Genomic DNA, 16,348 nt, shown 5'->3' with positions numbered 1-16,348 from the left:
TTTTTGAAAAATTTCGACAGTTTTCCTTGCTAACAATCTTTTCCCATCACGATTACTATCCTCTCCATCGACAGCAAGCACGCGGCATCTGCCCGTAATTGCAGACATTTTACTGAAAGCCGCTATTGTGGTTCCCTGGAGAGAAAGATGAAAAAATTAGAAGATGTTGGTTTCCTGGTTGCTCGTATCCTGATGCCGATTCTGTTTATCACAGCAGGCTGGGGCAAAATCACCGGCTATGCGGGTACTCAGCAGTATATGGAAGCGATGGGCGTGCCGGGGTTCCTCCTGCCACTGACCATTCTGCTTGAGTTTGGCGGCGGTCTGGCCATTCTGTTCGGTTTCCTGACCCGTACCACAGCACTGTTCACTGCCGGTTTCACGCTGCTGACCGCTTTCATCTTCCACAGTAACTTTGCGGAAGGCGTGAACTCGCTGATGTTTATGAAAAACCTGACCATCGCTGGCGGTTACCTGCTGCTGGGTATTACCGGTCCGGGCGCCATCAGTATCGACCGCGTACTGAATAAAAAATGGTAAGCGCTCTATACTGAGTGAAGAGATCAAAGCGAGGAGACCACTCCTCGCTTTTGCTATTCAGAAGGAGGAGACAAAATGGGACAACTGATCGACGGCGTCTGGCACGACAACTGGTATGACACCAAATCCACCGGCGGACGTTTTCAGCGCTCAGTATCTGCGTTTCGCAACTGGCTTACCGCAGATGGCGCACCAGGCCCTTCTGGCGAAGGTGGCTTTGCCGCCGAGAAAGACCGTTACCACCTGTATGTTTCACTCGCCTGTCCGTGGGCGCATCGCACGCTTCTCCTGCGTACGCTAAAAGACCTTGAGCCGTTTATTTCCGTTTCCGTGGTCAACCCGCTGATGCTGGAGAACGGCTGGACATTTGCCGATGATTTTCCGGCCGCTACTGGCGACACGCTGTATCAACACGAATTTCTCTATCAGCTTTACCTGCATGCCGATCCGCAATACACCGGCCGCGTTACGGTTCCTGTGCTGTGGGATAAAAAGAACCACACCATTGTCAGTAATGAATCGGCGGAAATTATTCGTATGTTCAACACCGCCTTTGACGGTTTGGGCGCGAAAGCCGGAGATTACTATCCGCCAGAATTACGCAGCCAGATAGATGAATTGAATGGCTGGATCTACGACAACGTGAACAACGGTGTCTATAAAGCCGGGTTCGCCACCAGCCAGCAGGCTTACGACGAAGCAGTAATTAATGTATTCAATGCGCTGGAACGCCTTGAGCAAATCCTCGGACAGCATCGTTATCTGACCGGCGATCGGTTAACGGAAGCGGATATCCGCCTGTGGACGACACTGGTGCGTTTTGATCCGGTCTATGTCACGCACTTCAAGTGCGACAAACACCGTATCAGCGACTATCTGAATCTGCACGGCTTCCTGCGCGACATTTACCAGATGCCGGGCATTGCGGAAACGGTCGATTTCGCCCATATCCGCAACCACTATTACCGCAGCCACAAAACCATTAACCCGAACGGGATTATCTCTATCGGGCCGTGGCAGGATCTGGATGAGCCTCACGGGCGCGATCTTCGTTTCGCCTGATCTTCCGGGCGCGTCTCACCGCGCCCAAATTATTTCTCGCCGGATTTTCGCTTTGTATTTTTGCCGTCTATTCTTACAGGGATCGTTTAGAAAACAACGGATTGACCGTTGACCGAGGGTGAGGATGGACTGGTATTTTAAGGTACTGAGTAACTACGCTACCTTCCACGGGCGCGCGCACCGCCGCGAGTTCTGGATGTTCACACTGGTCAACACCATTCTCTTTGGCGTGCTGTATGTGATCGATAAGATCATCGGCTGGCACCTGTTAAGCCTGGTTTACGCGCTGCTGGTGCTGGTGCCGAGTCTCGCGGTTCAGGTGCGCCGTCTGCATGATACTAACCGGAGCTGGCGCTGGTTACTGCTATTGCTGTTCCCGGTAATTGGCTGGTTGATGCTGCTGGCGTTTTACAGCCAGCGCGGCACGCCGGTAGAAAACCTCTTTGGCCCGGAGCCGAAAGCGTTCCCCTGAAACGCCGTGCTCCACCTGCTGGAGCAATGACTTATTTACCGGCAAACAACTTGGGAATTTCGCGCAGGCACCAGGCTTTCGCTTCGCCCATACTGTCGCGACGCCAGGCCATAATAATATCCACCTGGCTGGTATATTCCGGGCTTACAACACGTAAGCGGCCTTCGGCAATATCCTGCTCTACCAACGGATAAGGCATCGTCGCCACCCCCAAACCGGACAGCAGTGCCTGGCGCTTATCTTCGATAGTGCTGACCGTCAGCCTTGGCTGCTTATCCAAAAGCTGCACCGTCAGCACCGGGCGCTCGCGGGCAGTATCGGCAACCGCCACGCCGCGGTATTTCACACGCGTCACTTCCGAGAGCGGTTCCGCTTCCTGATGGATTGGATGATCCGGCGCAGCAACGTAGACATTCATCACTGAGTAAAGCTTGCGTGAGTTGATTTCTGACGAAGAGCGAAAATGCATATCCGGCGCAACAACAATGTCGGCACGCCCCTGCTCCAGCCGCTCCCACGCCCCGGCCAGCACTTCAGTAATGATCGATAACTGCGTATTGGCTTTTGCGGCCAGCCTGTCCACTAGCGGAAACAGTTCGACCGTCGGCACCAGCGCTTCCGTCACCAGCGTCAGATGGGTTTCCCAGCCGCGCGCCAACGCTTCTGCATCGGTCGTCAGTTTATCGGCGGCTTCGAGCAGTACGCGACCACGTTCCAGCAGCATTCGCCCGACATTGGTGAATTTCGTTCGGTGCCCGGAGCGGTCAAACAGAACGACATCCAGTTCTTCTTCAAGTTTTTGCATGGTATAGCTGAGCGCAGAAGGCACGCGCCCCAACTCATCTGCCGCCGCGGCAAAGCTTCCGCGCCGGTCAATCGCATCCATCACGCGTAATGCTTCCAGCGTCAGCGCCCTTTCTTTAGCCATGAGTGTTCTCATTCAGGAAATTTGAACATACCGGGCAGAATATCTGGCTAACAATGCAGCGTCCATACCTTTAACATTGTTTTAAGTAAAGAGAGGTCAACAATCATGATTACTACACGTACTGCGAAACAATGCGGACAAGCTGACTTCGGCTGGCTTCAGGCCCGCTACACCTTTTCATTTGGACATTACTTCGACCCGAAATTGCTGGGCTATGCCTCCTTGCGTGTGTTGAATCAGGAAGTGCTCGCGCCTGGCGCGTCGTTCCAGCCACGCACCTACCCGAAAGTGGATATTTTAAACCTGATTCTGGAAGGTGAAGCGGAGTATCGCGATAGCGAGGGCAACCATGTTCAGGCGAAAGCCGGTGAAGCGTTGTTAATTGCCACCCAGCCCGGTATTAGCTATAGCGAGCATAACTTGAGCAAAGACAAAACATTAACGCGTATGCAGTTATGGCTTGATGCCTGCCCGGAGCGTGAAAACCCGCCGGTGCAAAAAATGACCGTCGCCGATGCGGCGCAGCAACTGCTGGCCTCCCCTGACGGCAGCCAGGGAAGTTTGCAGCTCCGCCAGCAAGTGTGGCTGCACCATATTGAGCTGGCAAAAGGCGAAGAGTTAAAGATTCAATTGCATGGCCCACGTGCCTATTTGCAATCCATTCACGGTACGGTACACGCCGTTACGCATTGCGAAGCAAAAGAAGCACTGACCTGCGGCGACGGCGCGTTTATTCGTGACGAGGCTAACATAACACTGGTTGCAGATACGCCGTTGCGCGCTTTGCTGATAGATTTACCCGTGTGATAGTTGCGTTAAGTAAGTGAGTAAATGAAATGAGCAGCACAATGAATTTAATGACAGATCCTACACAGCACACCCCACTCCCCGCCCTGGCTGGATTCGGTTTTGAAGAGATGCTGACAGAACTGGAAGCGATTGTCGCAGAAGCCGAAGTCCGTCTTGCGGAAGAAGAAGCCACTGCCTGACCCATAAGCCCCGGCGCATAAGACCGGGGCAAATCTCTGCTGAGCATACTGTCGTTCCACGTAAACTTCTCACGCCCGGTTTCGTGCCTGAAACTGTCCAGGCGTGCTGCCAAAGCGCAGTCTAAATGCGGCGATAAAAGCACTGACGTTATCGTACCCGCAGCGTTCTGCCGTCTCACTCACCGACACCCCACGCAGCAGATGCGCCATTGATGCCAGGACTTTTGCCTGCTGTCGCCACTGGCTAAAACTCAGCCCGGTTTGTTCGCTGAACAAACGACTTAATGTTCTGGCGCTTAAGCCATAGCAACACGCCAGCTGTGTCTGATTTGCCGTATTTTGTGGTTCCAACAACAACAGTTCTGCTACTTGCTTCGCCCGGCGATCTTGCGGCAATGTCAGTTGCAACGGCGCGGAGGGCACAATACGAATTTCCTCCATCATCACAGCCAGAAGAGAAGCCTGGCGAGCCGGGCTACACTGCGTTATGCGCTCCATCAATGACATCATGAACGGATCGGCAGGCCACACGCCCGCGAAAGCAGGAGCATCATCATGGTTGAGCTGCAAGCTATGCCCCTCTACCTCGCCCACGCTCCAGGCGCAGTGGCGAATATGCGCAGGAAACCAGCCGACCGTCGCGGGCGTTAGCGCCCATTGCGCCTGCTCGGTTTTCACAATAATCATCCCCCGCTGGATGCAAAAAAGCTGCCCGGTAGCATGCTGGTGCCACTCAGTGATGTGCTTGCTTTGATGCGTGAGCCGCTGGTTTTGTACGATCAACATGGCTGATAAACCGTATTTCATGTCCTGATACGGTTAATGTACCAACGCGGTGGGGCGATATCCTCTTTATAAACATAAATGAGGACAACAATGATGGATATCACCCAACGTATCGCCCTGGCTTTGCACAGTATCGTTTGCCACCCTGACCATAACGAAGCCAAAATCCGCGAATTCTTCTCGCCAGATTATCAACAAGTTGTCGACGGACAGGCGTTGGATTTCGCGGGCTTTGTCGATCATATGGCAAAGCTCAAACACCTGACGCACGCCATTAACCTGACAGTGGTCGCCATTGCCCGGCAAAACAATGAAGTATTGACGCACCATCTTGTGGCGGTGAGTAAGAAAGATGGCTCTCAGGCGCACATTGACGTGTTTGCGCATTTCACGCTGGAGAACGGGTTAATCACTCGCTGCGAGGAGTTAACCCGGCTGGTGCAGGGCACGGCGAAAGACAGTTTACTGGGCAGCATTAGATAATAGCGTTTTGTTGCGGTCGGCAACCTCCTGCACGAAACGGCGCAGGATCTCCGCCGCACCCGGTGCGGGCAGCACGCTGGCAACTAAGTTGTCGGCATCGGTGCCCTCTTTTTCGATGTGCGCACGGTTCAAACGCAACAGATCGGTCGCGATTTCCGGCGTCATTTCCGGGTGGAACTGCACTGAAATTGCCCAAGGCCCGTAACGGACAATTTGGTGGTTATCATGCGCGGAAGAAGCCAGCACCGATGCGCCTTCAGGCAGCCGCGTCACGGTTTGTCGGTGCGTCAGGTGCGCCGGGAAACTCTCGCTCAGATGGCTCAGTAACGGATCGTTGAGCGCCGAGGCGTGCAAATAAACGGTTTTCGTCCCCGCCTCACGGCCCTGCGGATGGTATTCAACATTCCCGCCCAAGGCCCAGGACATTAGCTGATGGCCATAGCAAACACCAAACAGCGGCATCTCAACCGCAATGGCTTCGCGGATCCATTCTGCGGTTTTCTCGCTCCACGGCAACCTGTCGGAAACCATCGCCCATGAGCCAGTAATGATCGCCGCCCGGCGCGCATCCGGGGTTGGCAGCGTTTCGCCTTCAAAGACGCGAACCACTTCCACCTCTTCTGGCGCACAGCCGATAACGCGACAAAACCAGCCGGGTATATCGCCATGAGCTTCACGTAAAGGCTCCGGGGCGTCCCCCATTTGAATAATGATCAATGATTTTTGTTCCATGACGCCAGCGACTCCCGCGATGCTAGTTTCAAAACCGTTTAAGAACATGTTAGCGCTTTTCGACAGACTTCCGACGGGATATTTATTTATAAGGTTAGAAGTGCCGGTGCTTAACGGTACGACGTGCACGAAAGCAAAACGCCGGTAAGTTCCAGCCCGAGAAAGCAAAAACCCGCCGAAGCGGTTTTTTACCTGAACAGTCGACACTGGCCGGTAAGCCGCGTTCTTTCATCGAAAGCGGAGTGGGCAGTCATTCATCTTTAGCCGCCAAAAGCAAAACCCCCGCAAGATTGCTCCTGCGAGGGTCTTTAAGAGTCGAAACTGACCGATAAGCCGGGTTCTGTCGTGGACAGTCATTCATCTAGGCCAGCAATCGCTCACTGGCTCAAGCAGCCTACCCGGGTTCAGTACGGGCCGTACCTTATGAACCCCTATTTGGCCTTGCTCCGGGTGGAGTTTACCGTGCCGCGAACTGTTGCCAGACGCGCGGTGCGCTCTTACCGCACCCTTTCACCCTTACCTGATCCCACTTGCGTGGGCCATCGGCGGTTTGCTCTCTGTTGCACTGGTCGTAGGCTTGCGCCTCCCAGGCGTTACCTGGCACCCTGCCCTATGGAGCCCGGACTTTCCTCCCCTCCGCCCGTCTCCCCCGAAGAGGACGACGACGAAGCGGCGACTGTCTGGTCAGCTTCGGCGCGCAGTATAGAGGGTTTGCTTGCGCCTGTCACCCTTCCGTCAACATTCCAACCTGCAAGGTGGCGGCAATATTACGCGAAGCGCGATAAATATTGTCAAATGCGCCGCGAAACGCCTCTTCCAGCGTACCGATGCTGGTCAAAACGCTAAATACCGCATCAATGCCGTACTGGTGAACCACGCCCACATCGCTGGTCAAACTCCCGGCGATACCGATCACCGGCTTATGGTATTTTTTGGCGACATGCGCCACACCCACCGGCACTTTGCCGTGAATACTTTGGCTGTCGATACGCCCTTCGCCCGTCACCACCAGTGTGCAATCGTGAATATGCTCTTCGAGATTCAGCGCCTGCGTCACGATCTCAATGCCGCTGCGTAATTCCGCGCCGAGAAAAGCCATCAGCGCAGCGCCCATCCCGCCCGCTGCGCCGGAGCCCGGCACGTTTTTCACATCAACGTGCAGAGATTTTTTAATAACATCGGCGAAATGACTGAGGTTGCGATCCAGTTCGACAATCAACGCTTCCGTCGCCCCTTTTTGCGGGCCAAAAATACGTGATGCGCCCTGCTCGCCGGTCAGCGGGTTAGTAACATCGCAGGCAACACGCAGCGTGCAGTGTTGCAAACGCGGATCGAGCCCGGAAATATCAATGCCGTTAAGGCTTATCAGACTACCGCCGCCGTGGCCGATTTCAGTCCCGTTAGCATCGGTCAGTTTCGCGCCCAGCGCCTGCACCATACCCGCGCCGCCGTCGTTAGTCGCGCTACCGCCAATACCGATAATAATGTTGGTCGCCCCATGTTCCAGCGCGTGCAAAATAAGTTCCCCGGTGCCGCGCGAAGTGGTAATCAAAGGGTTACGTAATTCAGGTGGAACCAGCGCCAGTCCGCTCGCCGCCGCCATTTCAATAAACGCGGTTTTTCCGTCTCCAGACATTCCCCAGCAGGCTTCAACATGTTTACCCAACGGGCCAATGACGCTAGCGGTGTGTACAGTGCCATTTGTGGCGGCAATCATGGCTTCAACCGTACCTTCGCCACCATCCGCGACCGGAACGGAAACGTATTGAGCATCGGGAAAAATTTCCCGAAATCCTTTTTCTATCGCCTGCGCTACTTCGGTAGCTGAAAGGCTTTCTTTGTAAGAGTCTGGGGCGATTACGATTTTCATAGTTGTGAGCCTGATAGTGCCGCGCACTTCACCCTTCAGGCCAATAGCGACCTGAAGAAGTGGATAAATAAGGAGTCAAGGGCGCAGCGCCGCGCCCTTCTTATTAACGAGTAACTTCGATTTTCGCCAGTTTCTCGTAGTAGCAAGCCAGCGCGCTGTGATCGGCATTGCCCAGACCGTCGGCACGAAGCGCCTGCATCATCTCCATCACCGCAGCAGTCAGCGGTAGCTGCGCGCCAACGCCGTGCGAGGTGTCCAGCGCGTTAGAGAGATCTTTGATATGCAGATCAATACGGAAACCCGGTTTGAAGTTGCGATCCATTACCATCGGCGCTTTCGCGTCCAGCACGGTGCTACCCGCCAGACCACCACGAATCGCCTGGTAGACCAGATCTGGGTTAACGCCCGCTTTGGTCGCCAGCGTCAGCGCTTCGGACATCGCGGCAATGTTCAGCGCCACGATCACCTGGTTTGCCAGTTTGGTCACGTTACCCGCACCGATATCACCGGTGTGCACTACGGAACCCGCCATGGCTTTCAGCAGATCGTAATATTTGTCGAAAATCGCTTTGTCACCGCCCACCATCACGGAAAGGGTGCCGTCGATTGCTTTCGGTTCACCGCCGCTTACCGGCGCGTCCAGCATTTCAACGCCTTTCGCTTTCAGCGCTTCGCTGATTTCACGGCTCGCCAGCGGTGCGATGGAGCTCATGTCGATAAGCACAGTACCCGGTTTAGCGCCTTCGATGATGCCGCCTTCGCCCAACGCCACTTCTTTCACGTGGGGGGAGTTCGGCAGCATGGTGATAATCACATCGCACAGCTCAGCAACGGCTTTCGCGCTGGTGACGGCTTCTGCGCCTGCGGCAATCACTTCAGCAACGGCCTCCTGGTTACGGTCCACGACCACCAGTGAGTAACCTGCTTTAATGAGGTTTTTACTCATTGGTTTACCCATGATACCCAGGCCAATGAAACCAACTTTCATCGTCATAATTGCGTCTCTCTCTTTAATGGTGGTTTGATTATTTCTTAAAGGTGTCGGCCAGCTTCTGCGTGGCTGAGCGGAACACGCCAAGGTCGCTACCAACGGCCACCACGGTCGCGCCCCATTCGAGGTAGCGGCGTGCATCGGCTTCAACCGGCGCCAAAATACCGCTCGGTTTGTTGTGTGCTTTGGCGCGAGCAAAAATGTGTTGAATGGTGCGCTGTACTTCCGGATGCGCCGCATTACCGATGTAACCCAGCGTAGCCGCCAGATCGCTTGGACCAACAAACACACCGTCTACGCCGTCGGTCGCCAGAATGGCATCGAGGTTATCCACGCCCGACTGGCTTTCGATCTGCACCAGAATCGTGATGTTGGCGTTGGACTGACGGAAGTAATCCGGCACGGTGCCAAACATATTGGCACGGTGCGAAACCGAAACACCGCGTATACCTTCTGGCGGGTAGCGAGTCGCCGCCACGGCGTTCACCGCTTCGTCTTCGGTTTCGACAAACGGGATCAGGAAGTTATAGAAACCGATGTCCAGTAGGCGTTTGATAACTACCGGATCGTTGGTCGGTACACGTACCACTGGCGCACTGACGCTGCCTTTTAATGCCATTAATTGCGGTACAAAAGTGAGCACGTCGTTTGGGGCGTGTTCGCCGTCCAGCAGCAGCCAGTCAAAGCCTGCCAGGCCCAGAACTTCAGTGCTGATATGACTACCCAGCGCAGACCAACAACCGATTTGAATCTGTTGAGCCGCCAGCGCGGCCTTGAATTTGTTTGGGAAGATATCGTTATTCATCTTTTGTACCTTAATGATGAGTTGTTGCTTATTTCTTCAGTTCCATACGTTTGATGTCGCCAACCACGAACAGATAGCAGACCATCATCATCAGCGCTGAACAGCCTACGAACACCAACGCACCGTTGAAAGAATGCAACTCTTTAACCATGTATCCGATGACCAGCGGCGTCACGATAGAAGCCACGTTACCGAATACGTTGAATACGCCACCACACAGACCCACAATCTCCTTCGGCGCGACATCGGAAATAACCGGCCAACCCAATGCGCCAAAGCCTTTACCGAAGAACGCCAGCGCCATCAGGGCGATAACCAGCACGGTGTTATCGGTGTAGTTACACAGAATGATGCTTGAAGCCAGTAACATCCCAACCACGATAGGGAATTTACGCGCCACGGTCAGCGAGGAACCGCGCTTAATCAGGTAATCAGAGAAAAATCCGCCCAGCACGCCACCGGCAAAACCACACAGCGCCGGAATGGAGGCGACAAAGCCGACTTTCAGGATCGACATGCCTTTTTCCTGGACCAGATAAATCGGGAACCAGGTCAGGAAGAACCAGGTAATGGTATTCAGAAAGTACTGACCAAAAAACACGCCAAGCATCATGCGGTTGCACAGCAGTTGCTTGATGTAATCCATTTTAGGACCGGCGTTTTTACTGTCGTCCGTTTTTTTGTGGTCCATATCCACGACCGCGCCATTTTTCTCGATGTACTCCAGCTCTTCGCGGGACATACGAGGATGGTCAGTTGGGTTGTGGACAAATTTCACCCAAGCGAAGGTCAGCACAAAACCGATCACGCCCATCACGGTAAACACATGTTCCCAGCCCCAGGAAAAGGTCAGCCAGCCCAGTAGCGGCGAGAACAGCGCCAGAGAGAAGTATTGTGCGGAGTTAAAAATCGCCGAGGCCGTACCGCGCTCTTTTGCCGGGAACCAGGCCGCAACGATACGGGCGTTTGCCGGAAATGAAGGGGCTTCCGAGAAACCGAGCATAAAGCGCATGAAAAACATCGAAATCCCGGCCCAGGCGATCGGGAAAACATCGACAAAACCTTGCAGGAAGGTGAAGAGTGACCAGAAAAACAGGCTGTAGGTGTAGACTTTTTTCGAGCCGAAGCGGTCAAGCAGCCAGCCGCCAGGAATTTGCATCAGCAGGTAAGCCCAACCAAATGCCGAAAAGATGTAACCCATCGAGAGAGAATCAAGTTGCAGCTCTTTCGCAACCTCTGTCCCGGCAATGGACAGCGTAGCGCGGTCTGCATAGTTCACAGCAGTAACAATAAATATAATCAGCAAAATTAAATAACGGGTGGGTAAGCCCCGTTTTGTTTCAACGGCATGTTCAACAGTCATTTTAATTTCCTCGAGCACCGCTAACTTTAGAATATAATTATTTTGATGTTTTTTATCTGATTTTATTTAAGCACTCGAAACTAATATCAGATAATTGGCACTTAGTTTTTATTAGCCCTCAGTATAATCAGCGCCATGATGTCACACACTAGAGGGTTGCTCAATTTTAACCTTTAACAAAAAGAATAATTTGAGCATATGCACATACGCCTGGGCGCTAATGCACAGATCTTGCATTAGACAGCCCCGCCAGACGGGAGATCACAATAATAAGTGATGCAGATCACATTTTATTATTTAAACTCCTGACATTCTTATTTCAGCAAATGAGATTTTTATTTCTGATATTAATTACAGAATAAAGAATGGTTCCTCTTTTTATTGAGTAATGCATCGTACAGTTAGCTGGAGATTACTTAACAATGTCCGACATTGAAATTAGACAGCAACCGCCAGGGGCGTTTTATATTAAGGTACACGACACGGATAATGTCGCGATCATCGTTAATGACAATGGCTTAAAAGCGGGAACCCGTTTTCCGGATGGACTTGAGCTTATTGAACATATCCCGCAAGGCCATAAAGTTGCGCTGGTCGATATTCCCCATCACGGTGAAATCGTACGTTACGGCGAAGTGATTGGTTACGCTGTGCGCGACATTGCACGCGGTAGCTGGATTGATGAATCCACCGTTGAGCTGCCAAAAGCGCCGCCGCTGAATACGCTGCCGCTGGCGACCAAAGTCCCTGAGCCGCTGCCGCCGCTGGAAGGTTACACCTTTGAAGGCTACCGCAATGCGGACGGCAGCGTCGGCACCAAGAACCTGCTGGGCATCACCACCAGCGTGCATTGCGTGGCGGGCGTTGTCGATTATGTCGTGAAGATTATCGAACGCGATCTGCTGCCGAAATACCCGAATGTGGACGGCGTCGTCGGTCTGAACCATCTCTATGGCTGCGGCGTGGCGATTAACGCGCCGGCTGCGGTGATCCCGATTCGTACCATTCACAACCTCGCGCTGAACCCGAACTTTGGCGGTGAAGTGATGGTAATTGGTCTCGGTTGTGAAAAATTACAGCCGGAACGTCTGCTGCAAGGCACCGAAGATGTGCAGGCCATTCCGGTCGACAGCGCCAGCATTGTGCGTTTGCAGGATGAGCACCACGTGGGTTTCCGCTCGATGGTGGACGACATTCTGCAGGTGGCTGAACGCCACCTGGTGAAACTGAATCAGCGCAAACGCGAAACCTGCCCGGCGTCTGAACTGGTTGTCGGCATGCAGTGCGGCGGCAGTGATGCGTTTTCCGGCGTCACCGCTAACCCGGCGGTTGGCTTTGCGTCAGACCTGATTATTCGCTGCGGCGGCACAGTGATGTTCTCCGAAGTGACCGAAGTGCGCGACGCGATCCACTTATTGACGCCGCGCGCCATTAACGAAGAAGTGGGCAAACGCCTACTGGAAGAGATGGCCTGGTACGATAACTATCTCGATATGGGCAAGACCGACCGCAGCGCCAACCCTTCTCCGGGGAATAAAAAAGGCGGGCTGGCGAACGTGGTCGAGAAAGCGTTGGGATCCATCGCGAAATCCGGTAAGAGCGCCATTTCTGAAGTGCTCTCTCCTGGTCAGCGTCCGACCAAACGCGGCCTGATTTACGCCGCAACCCCCGCGAGCGACTTCGTGTGTGGTACTCAACAAGTCTCTTCCGGGATCACCTTACAAGTCTTCACCACCGGTCGCGGTACGCCTTACGGCCTGGTCGCGGTACCGGTGATTAAAATGGCGACGCGTACCGAACTGGCGAACCGCTGGTATGACTTAATGGATATCAACGCCGGGACGATCGCCACTGGCGAAGAGACGATTGAGGATGTGGGCTGGAAACTGTTCCACTTCATCCTGGATGTCGCTAGCGGCCGTAAGAAAACCTTCTCGGACCAATGGGGCTTGCATAACCAACTGGCGGTGTTTAACCCGGCTCCGGTGACCTGATTTTTATAAGAAAGCAGTAAACCTCAACCTTAAGCATGGCTCCGGCCATGCTTTTTTTTATTATTTCACCAGCAGCACGTCGATACCGCTTTTCTGCAAACCATGCAGGCTTTCCACCGGAATGCCTTCATCCGTAATGATCATATCAATGCGTTGCGTATCGATAATTTTGTGCAAACTCAAACGGTTAAACTTACTGGAATCAGTTACCACAATAATGCGCTCTGCGACTTCGCACATCCGTCGGTTCAGTCGCGCCTCATCTTCGTTATGTGTGCTGACGCCGCGTTCAAGATCGATAGCGTCGACGCCAAGAAAAAGGATGTCGAAATGGTAATTCTGTAATGATTGCTCCGCCTGATCGCCATAGAAAGACTGCGACTGACGGCGCAGGTGTCCGCCTGTCATCAGCAACTCAACCCCTTCAGCATCAAGCAATGCATTCGCGACGTTCATTCCATTCGTCATCACAATGACATCCTGATGTTGCTTCATCATGCGCGCAATTTCATACGTCGTGGTTCCCGAGTCGAGAATAACGCGATGCCCTGGCTTTATCATGTCAGCCGCCGCAAGCGCAATCCCCCGCTTCAACCCGGTATTTAATGCGCTTTTATCTTCAACAGAAGGCTCGGTTGCCGGTGCGTTACCGTCACAGATCAGTGCCCCGCCATAGGCGCGCACGGCAATTCCTTGTTTTTCCAGGAAAGCGAGATCGTTGCGGATTGTGACGGTAGACACACCAAAAAGAGTAGATAAATCATTAACCTGGACGCTTCCTTGCTGCCGTAGCCGCTGGATAATCTGCTCACGCCTTTCGCTCGTACCGATGGTGCGCTTTTCGGGTGAGGAACTGGTGCTGGCCATAAGAAATCCTTTATCTGAACTTTCGTTTCATTTCGATTTACTTATTAAACCTGACTTCATAAGGAATGCAAGCGTGAAATGGAAAGCTGCTCGCGGAAAGCATCGGCAAGAATCTTTCATTATGTTTGTTTTGTGAAACAGATCGGAAAAGCATTATCTTTCATTTTATTTTTAATGGAACATCCATCAGGATAAAAGGAAATGAAACGAAAGAATAAAACCTGTAAACGCTAAGAAGGAGAGGAAAGTGAAACATCTTACCGCGCTGATAAAGCACCACAAAGAGGGCGACAAGAAAGGGATCTACGCCGTTTGTTCTGCCCATCCGCTGGTGCTTGAAGCCGCTATCCGATTTGCCGCCGCTCATCACCACCCCTTACTCATCGAGGCGACATCCAATCAGGTCGATCAATTTGGCGGCTACACCGGCATGACACCGGCGCAGTTTCACGCTTTCGTTTGCCAGCTTGCCGATAAGCTGAACTTCCCACGCGCGCAGTTGATTTTGGGGGGCGATCATCTTGGCCCGAATCGCTGGCAAACCTTACCCGCATCCGACGCCATGTCGCATGCTGAAGAGCTGGTTAAGCATTACGTCACGGCGGGTTTCAAAAAAATCCATCTCGATTGCAGCATGTCATGCGCTGACGATCCCACGCCGCTTACCGATGAGATCGTAGCGTCACGCGCCGCAAGACTGGCACAGGTGGCCGAAGCGGCCTGTATCGAACAATCGGGCGAAAGCGATTTGGTTTACGTCATCGGCACTGAAGTTCCCGTCCCTGGTGGTGCCCATGAAACGCTGACCGAGCTTGCCGTTACCTCACCCGATGCCGCGCGCGCCACGTTACAGGCGCATCGCATCGCATTTGAACGCCTGGGGCTAAGCAACATCTGGCCACGCATCATCGCACTGGTGGTCCAGCCTGGCGTTGAATTCGATAACAGCCATGTCGTGGATTACCAGCCACATAAAGCCAGCGCCCTAAGCAAAATGGTGGAAGATCAGCCGACACTGGTGTTTGAAGCCCACTCCACGGATTACCAGACGCCTCAGGCACTGCGTCAGTTGGTTCACGATCACTTTGCTATTTTGAAAGTCGGCCCGGCGCTTACTTTCGCTCTGCGCGAGGCGCTGTTCGCCCTGGCGGCTATCGAAGAGGAACTGCTTCCCGCCCGCGCCTGTTCCGATCTTCGCCACGTGCTGGAAAATGTCATGCTCGACCGTCCTGAGTACTGGCAAAGCCACTATCACGGTGACAACCATGCCCGCCGCCTGGCGCGAGATTTTAGCTATTCAGACCGCGTGCGTTACTACTGGCCGGATAGCCAGATTGATGAATCTTACGCACGACTGGTACGTAACCTGGCCGACCAGACCATTCCACTTCCGCTCATCAGCCAGTACCTGCCGCTCCAGTACGCCAGAGTGCGTGAGCACAGGCTGAGCGCAACGCCCAACGCGCTGATTATTGATCACATCCAGGACGTGCTACGTCAGTACCACGCCGCCTGTCAGTGCGTTTCGTCTGATAACAATTAACAGGAAAACACTATTGAAAACATCGTGTTAAGCCGTATTAATGAACGCTTAATCCACGGCGAGGTCGGGGGGCTGTGGGTGGGATTTGCCGGGGCTAAACGGGTATTGGAGCCCAACGATGAGGTTGCCGACGATCCCGTACAACAAAATTTGATGGAAATGGTGCTGGCGGAAGGGATCGCCGTGCGCTTCTGGTCGCGGCAAAAAGCAGATCGCCAAAACAGTCTCTGTCAACGCCCGCGACATGGCAGCGTTCAATGCATTGCAAGCCAACGGCGTGGAGTGGCTGGTACAAGGTGTACCGACAGAGCCGCGCTGCATATCTTCACACTACGTTGAGGCTCTTTTATGGAAATCAGCTTGTTACAGTCTGTCGCGCTGGCTATTGTCGGTAAATTTGCACACTTTCTCTGAATTAAGGAGTCACGATGCTGGGAATTATTCTTTGTGGACACGGTGGTTTCGCCAGTGGAATGGCAAGGGCAATGACGCAAATTCTGGGTGAGCAGTCGCAATTTATCGCTATCGATTTTCCAGAAACCTCAACGACCGCCTTGCTGACAGAGCAACTGGAAGAGGCGGTCAACACGCTAAGTGGCAATGAGGGAGTGGTGTTTCTCACCGATCTTCTGGGCGGCACGCCATTTCGTGTCGCGTCCACTCTGGCGATGCAGCAGCCGAACCGTGAAGTCATTACCGGCACCAACCTGCAACTGCTGCTGGAAATGGCGCTTGAACGGGATGAATTAAGCTGTGAAGCGTTTCGCACACAAGCGCTTGAGTGCGGTCATCGTGGCCTGACAAGCCTCGCCGATGAACTCGGGCGTTGCCGCGACGAACAACAGATTGAAGAAGGGATCTGACAGATGAGATCGCGGTTAAGGCAATAACCCAGCCCCCTTTGTAGTCCTTTTCCCTGTCTG

The 16,348-nt window shown here is 53.4% G+C and carries 16 protein-coding genes, 1 other RNA gene and 2 pseudogenes; 10 read left to right on the top strand and 9 right to left on the bottom strand.

The window, feature by feature from the left end; genetic code table 11:
- Window positions 1–147 precede the first annotated feature (147 nt).
- The 3 genes from ACFX4O_RS21540 to ACFX4O_RS21530 all read left to right on the top strand — a co-directional run bounded on the left by ACFX4O_RS21540 (window position 148) and on the right by ACFX4O_RS21530 (window position 2,074).
- The gene (locus ACFX4O_RS21540) at window positions 148–540 is read left to right on the top strand and encodes a DoxX family protein (RefSeq protein WP_380211149.1); all 393 of its coding nucleotides are present in this window, start codon (window positions 148–150) and stop codon (window positions 538–540) included.
- A gap of 75 nt (window positions 541–615) precedes the next feature.
- Window positions 616–1,602: a glutathione S-transferase family protein gene (locus tag ACFX4O_RS21535; protein ID WP_380211147.1), complete on the top strand. Its 987-nt coding sequence runs from the start codon at window positions 616–618 to the stop codon at window positions 1,600–1,602.
- Window positions 1,603–1,726: 124 nt separating this feature from the next.
- Window positions 1,727–2,074, top strand: a complete 348-nt coding sequence (locus ACFX4O_RS21530) for a DUF805 domain-containing protein (RefSeq protein WP_131407696.1) — start codon at window positions 1,727–1,729, stop codon at window positions 2,072–2,074.
- 31 nt (window positions 2,075–2,105) lie between these two features.
- On the opposite strand, the gene ACFX4O_RS21525 is transcribed toward ACFX4O_RS21530, so the two are convergent.
- Window positions 2,106–3,002, bottom strand: coding sequence for a LysR family transcriptional regulator (locus ACFX4O_RS21525; protein ID WP_020455385.1), 897 nt, complete (start codon window positions 3,000–3,002; stop codon window positions 2,106–2,108).
- A gap of 105 nt (window positions 3,003–3,107) precedes the next feature.
- Here ACFX4O_RS21525 and ACFX4O_RS21520 point away from each other — a divergent pair, with 105 nt between their 5' ends.
- Together ACFX4O_RS21520 and yhaL are read left to right on the top strand one after the other, a co-directional pair.
- Window positions 3,108–3,809 (top strand): pirin family protein, encoded by a 702-nt coding sequence (locus ACFX4O_RS21520; protein WP_131407698.1) that lies wholly within the window; start codon window positions 3,108–3,110, stop codon window positions 3,807–3,809.
- 95 nt (window positions 3,810–3,904) lie between these two features.
- Window positions 3,905–3,991 (top strand): annotated as a pseudogene (yhaL, locus tag ACFX4O_RS21515) (protein YhaL); the annotation flags it as partial.
- A 69-nt stretch (window positions 3,992–4,060) separates the two neighbouring features.
- On the opposite strand, the gene ACFX4O_RS21510 reads toward yhaL, so the two are convergent.
- The gene (locus ACFX4O_RS21510) at window positions 4,061–4,777 is read right to left on the bottom strand and encodes an AraC family transcriptional regulator (RefSeq protein WP_380211145.1); all 717 of its coding nucleotides are present in this window, start codon (window positions 4,775–4,777) and stop codon (window positions 4,061–4,063) included.
- A gap of 90 nt (window positions 4,778–4,867) precedes the next feature.
- On the opposite strand from ACFX4O_RS21510, the gene ACFX4O_RS21505 reads away from it, so the two are divergent.
- Entirely contained in the window at window positions 4,868–5,260 is a 393-nt protein-coding gene (locus tag ACFX4O_RS21505; protein ID WP_380211143.1) for a nuclear transport factor 2 family protein, read from the top strand.
- On the opposite strand, the gene ACFX4O_RS21500 is transcribed toward ACFX4O_RS21505, so the two are convergent.
- From ACFX4O_RS21500 to ACFX4O_RS21475, 6 genes are all read right to left on the bottom strand, one after another.
- Window positions 5,240–5,992 carry a glutamine amidotransferase gene (locus tag ACFX4O_RS21500; RefSeq protein WP_380211142.1) on the bottom strand — a complete coding sequence of 251 codons (753 nt, stop codon included), beginning with the start codon at window positions 5,990–5,992 and terminating at the stop codon, window positions 5,240–5,242. The two genes, ACFX4O_RS21505 and ACFX4O_RS21500, sit on opposite strands and share 21 nt — an antisense overlap.
- Before the next feature lie 313 nt (window positions 5,993–6,305).
- Window positions 6,306–6,684, bottom strand: an RNA gene (gene rnpB, locus ACFX4O_RS21495) — RNase P RNA component class A.
- Between the two features lie 32 nt (window positions 6,685–6,716).
- The gene (garK, locus tag ACFX4O_RS21490) at window positions 6,717–7,862 is read right to left on the bottom strand and encodes a glycerate 2-kinase (RefSeq protein WP_131407705.1); all 1,146 of its coding nucleotides are present in this window, start codon (window positions 7,860–7,862) and stop codon (window positions 6,717–6,719) included.
- 103 nt (window positions 7,863–7,965) lie between these two features.
- Window positions 7,966–8,856 (bottom strand): 2-hydroxy-3-oxopropionate reductase, encoded by an 891-nt coding sequence (gene garR / locus ACFX4O_RS21485; protein ID WP_131407707.1) that lies wholly within the window; start codon window positions 8,854–8,856, stop codon window positions 7,966–7,968.
- A gap of 31 nt (window positions 8,857–8,887) precedes the next feature.
- The gene (gene garL, locus ACFX4O_RS21480) at window positions 8,888–9,658 is read right to left on the bottom strand and encodes a 2-dehydro-3-deoxyglucarate aldolase (protein WP_380211139.1); all 771 of its coding nucleotides are present in this window, start codon (window positions 9,656–9,658) and stop codon (window positions 8,888–8,890) included.
- A gap of 28 nt (window positions 9,659–9,686) precedes the next feature.
- On the bottom strand, window positions 9,687–11,021 hold the full coding sequence (locus ACFX4O_RS21475) for an MFS transporter (RefSeq protein ID WP_131407711.1): 1,335 nt from the start codon (window positions 11,019–11,021) through the stop codon (window positions 9,687–9,689).
- Between the two features lie 422 nt (window positions 11,022–11,443).
- Between ACFX4O_RS21475 and garD the strand changes: the two genes are divergently transcribed.
- Window positions 11,444–13,015, top strand: coding sequence for a galactarate dehydratase (gene garD, locus ACFX4O_RS21470; RefSeq protein WP_200552330.1), 1,572 nt, complete (start codon window positions 11,444–11,446; stop codon window positions 13,013–13,015).
- A gap of 60 nt (window positions 13,016–13,075) precedes the next feature.
- Here the strand turns inward: garD and ACFX4O_RS21465 are convergent, their stop codons facing one another.
- A complete protein-coding gene (locus ACFX4O_RS21465) occupies window positions 13,076–13,882 on the bottom strand; it encodes a DeoR family transcriptional regulator (protein ID WP_131407715.1) in 807 nt (268 codons plus the stop codon).
- Window positions 13,883–14,129: 247 nt separating this feature from the next.
- Between ACFX4O_RS21465 and kbaZ the strand changes: the two genes are divergently transcribed.
- The 3 genes and pseudogenes from kbaZ to agaF all read left to right on the top strand — a co-directional run bounded on the left by kbaZ (window position 14,130) and on the right by agaF (window position 16,288).
- A complete protein-coding gene (gene kbaZ / locus ACFX4O_RS21460) occupies window positions 14,130–15,425 on the top strand; it encodes a tagatose-bisphosphate aldolase subunit KbaZ (protein WP_380211136.1) in 1,296 nt (431 codons plus the stop codon).
- A gap of 12 nt (window positions 15,426–15,437) precedes the next feature.
- A pseudogene (locus ACFX4O_RS21455) lies at window positions 15,438–15,620 on the top strand (PTS sugar transporter subunit IIB); the annotation flags it as partial.
- A 233-nt stretch (window positions 15,621–15,853) separates the two neighbouring features.
- The gene (agaF, locus tag ACFX4O_RS21450) at window positions 15,854–16,288 is read left to right on the top strand and encodes a PTS galactosamine/N-acetylgalactosamine transporter subunit IIA (RefSeq protein WP_131407719.1); all 435 of its coding nucleotides are present in this window, start codon (window positions 15,854–15,856) and stop codon (window positions 16,286–16,288) included.
- Window positions 16,289–16,348: the final 60 nt, after the last annotated feature.

This window comes from Kosakonia sp. YIM B13571 (assembly GCF_042788095.1).
Taxonomy (GTDB): Bacteria; Pseudomonadota; Gammaproteobacteria; order Enterobacterales; family Enterobacteriaceae; genus Kosakonia; species Kosakonia quasisacchari.
This window is presented reverse-complemented; position numbering and strand designations above follow the sequence as displayed.

Bases quoted from the DNA above. Each gene is read 5' to 3' on its own strand.
- garL (WP_380211139.1), bottom strand. From the start codon at position 9,658: ATGAATAACGATATCTTCCCAAACAAATTCAAGGCCGCGCTGGCGGCT.
- ACFX4O_RS21535 (WP_380211147.1), top strand. From the start codon at position 616: ATGGGACAACTGATCGACGGCGTCTGGCACGACAACTGGTATGACACC.
- garK (WP_131407705.1), bottom strand. From the start codon at position 7,862: ATGAAAATCGTAATCGCCCCAGACTCTTACAAAGAAAGCCTTTCAGCT.
- ACFX4O_RS21505 (WP_380211143.1), top strand. From the start codon at position 4,868: ATGATGGATATCACCCAACGTATCGCCCTGGCTTTGCACAGTATCGTT.
- garR (WP_131407707.1), bottom strand. From the start codon at position 8,856: ATGACGATGAAAGTTGGTTTCATTGGCCTGGGTATCATGGGTAAACCA.
- ACFX4O_RS21500 (WP_380211142.1), bottom strand. From the start codon at position 5,992: ATGGAACAAAAATCATTGATCATTATTCAAATGGGGGACGCCCCGGAG.
- ACFX4O_RS21465 (WP_131407715.1), bottom strand. From the start codon at position 13,882: ATGGCCAGCACCAGTTCCTCACCCGAAAAGCGCACCATCGGTACGAGC.
- agaF (WP_131407719.1), top strand. From the start codon at position 15,854: ATGCTGGGAATTATTCTTTGTGGACACGGTGGTTTCGCCAGTGGAATG.
- ACFX4O_RS21520 (WP_131407698.1), top strand. From the start codon at position 3,108: ATGATTACTACACGTACTGCGAAACAATGCGGACAAGCTGACTTCGGC.
- ACFX4O_RS21530 (WP_131407696.1), top strand. From the start codon at position 1,727: ATGGACTGGTATTTTAAGGTACTGAGTAACTACGCTACCTTCCACGGG.
- garD (WP_200552330.1), top strand. From the start codon at position 11,444: ATGTCCGACATTGAAATTAGACAGCAACCGCCAGGGGCGTTTTATATT.
- ACFX4O_RS21475 (WP_131407711.1), bottom strand. From the start codon at position 11,021: ATGACTGTTGAACATGCCGTTGAAACAAAACGGGGCTTACCCACCCGT.
- ACFX4O_RS21510 (WP_380211145.1), bottom strand. From the start codon at position 4,777: ATGTTGATCGTACAAAACCAGCGGCTCACGCATCAAAGCAAGCACATC.
- ACFX4O_RS21540 (WP_380211149.1), top strand. From the start codon at position 148: ATGAAAAAATTAGAAGATGTTGGTTTCCTGGTTGCTCGTATCCTGATG.
- ACFX4O_RS21525 (WP_020455385.1), bottom strand. From the start codon at position 3,002: ATGGCTAAAGAAAGGGCGCTGACGCTGGAAGCATTACGCGTGATGGAT.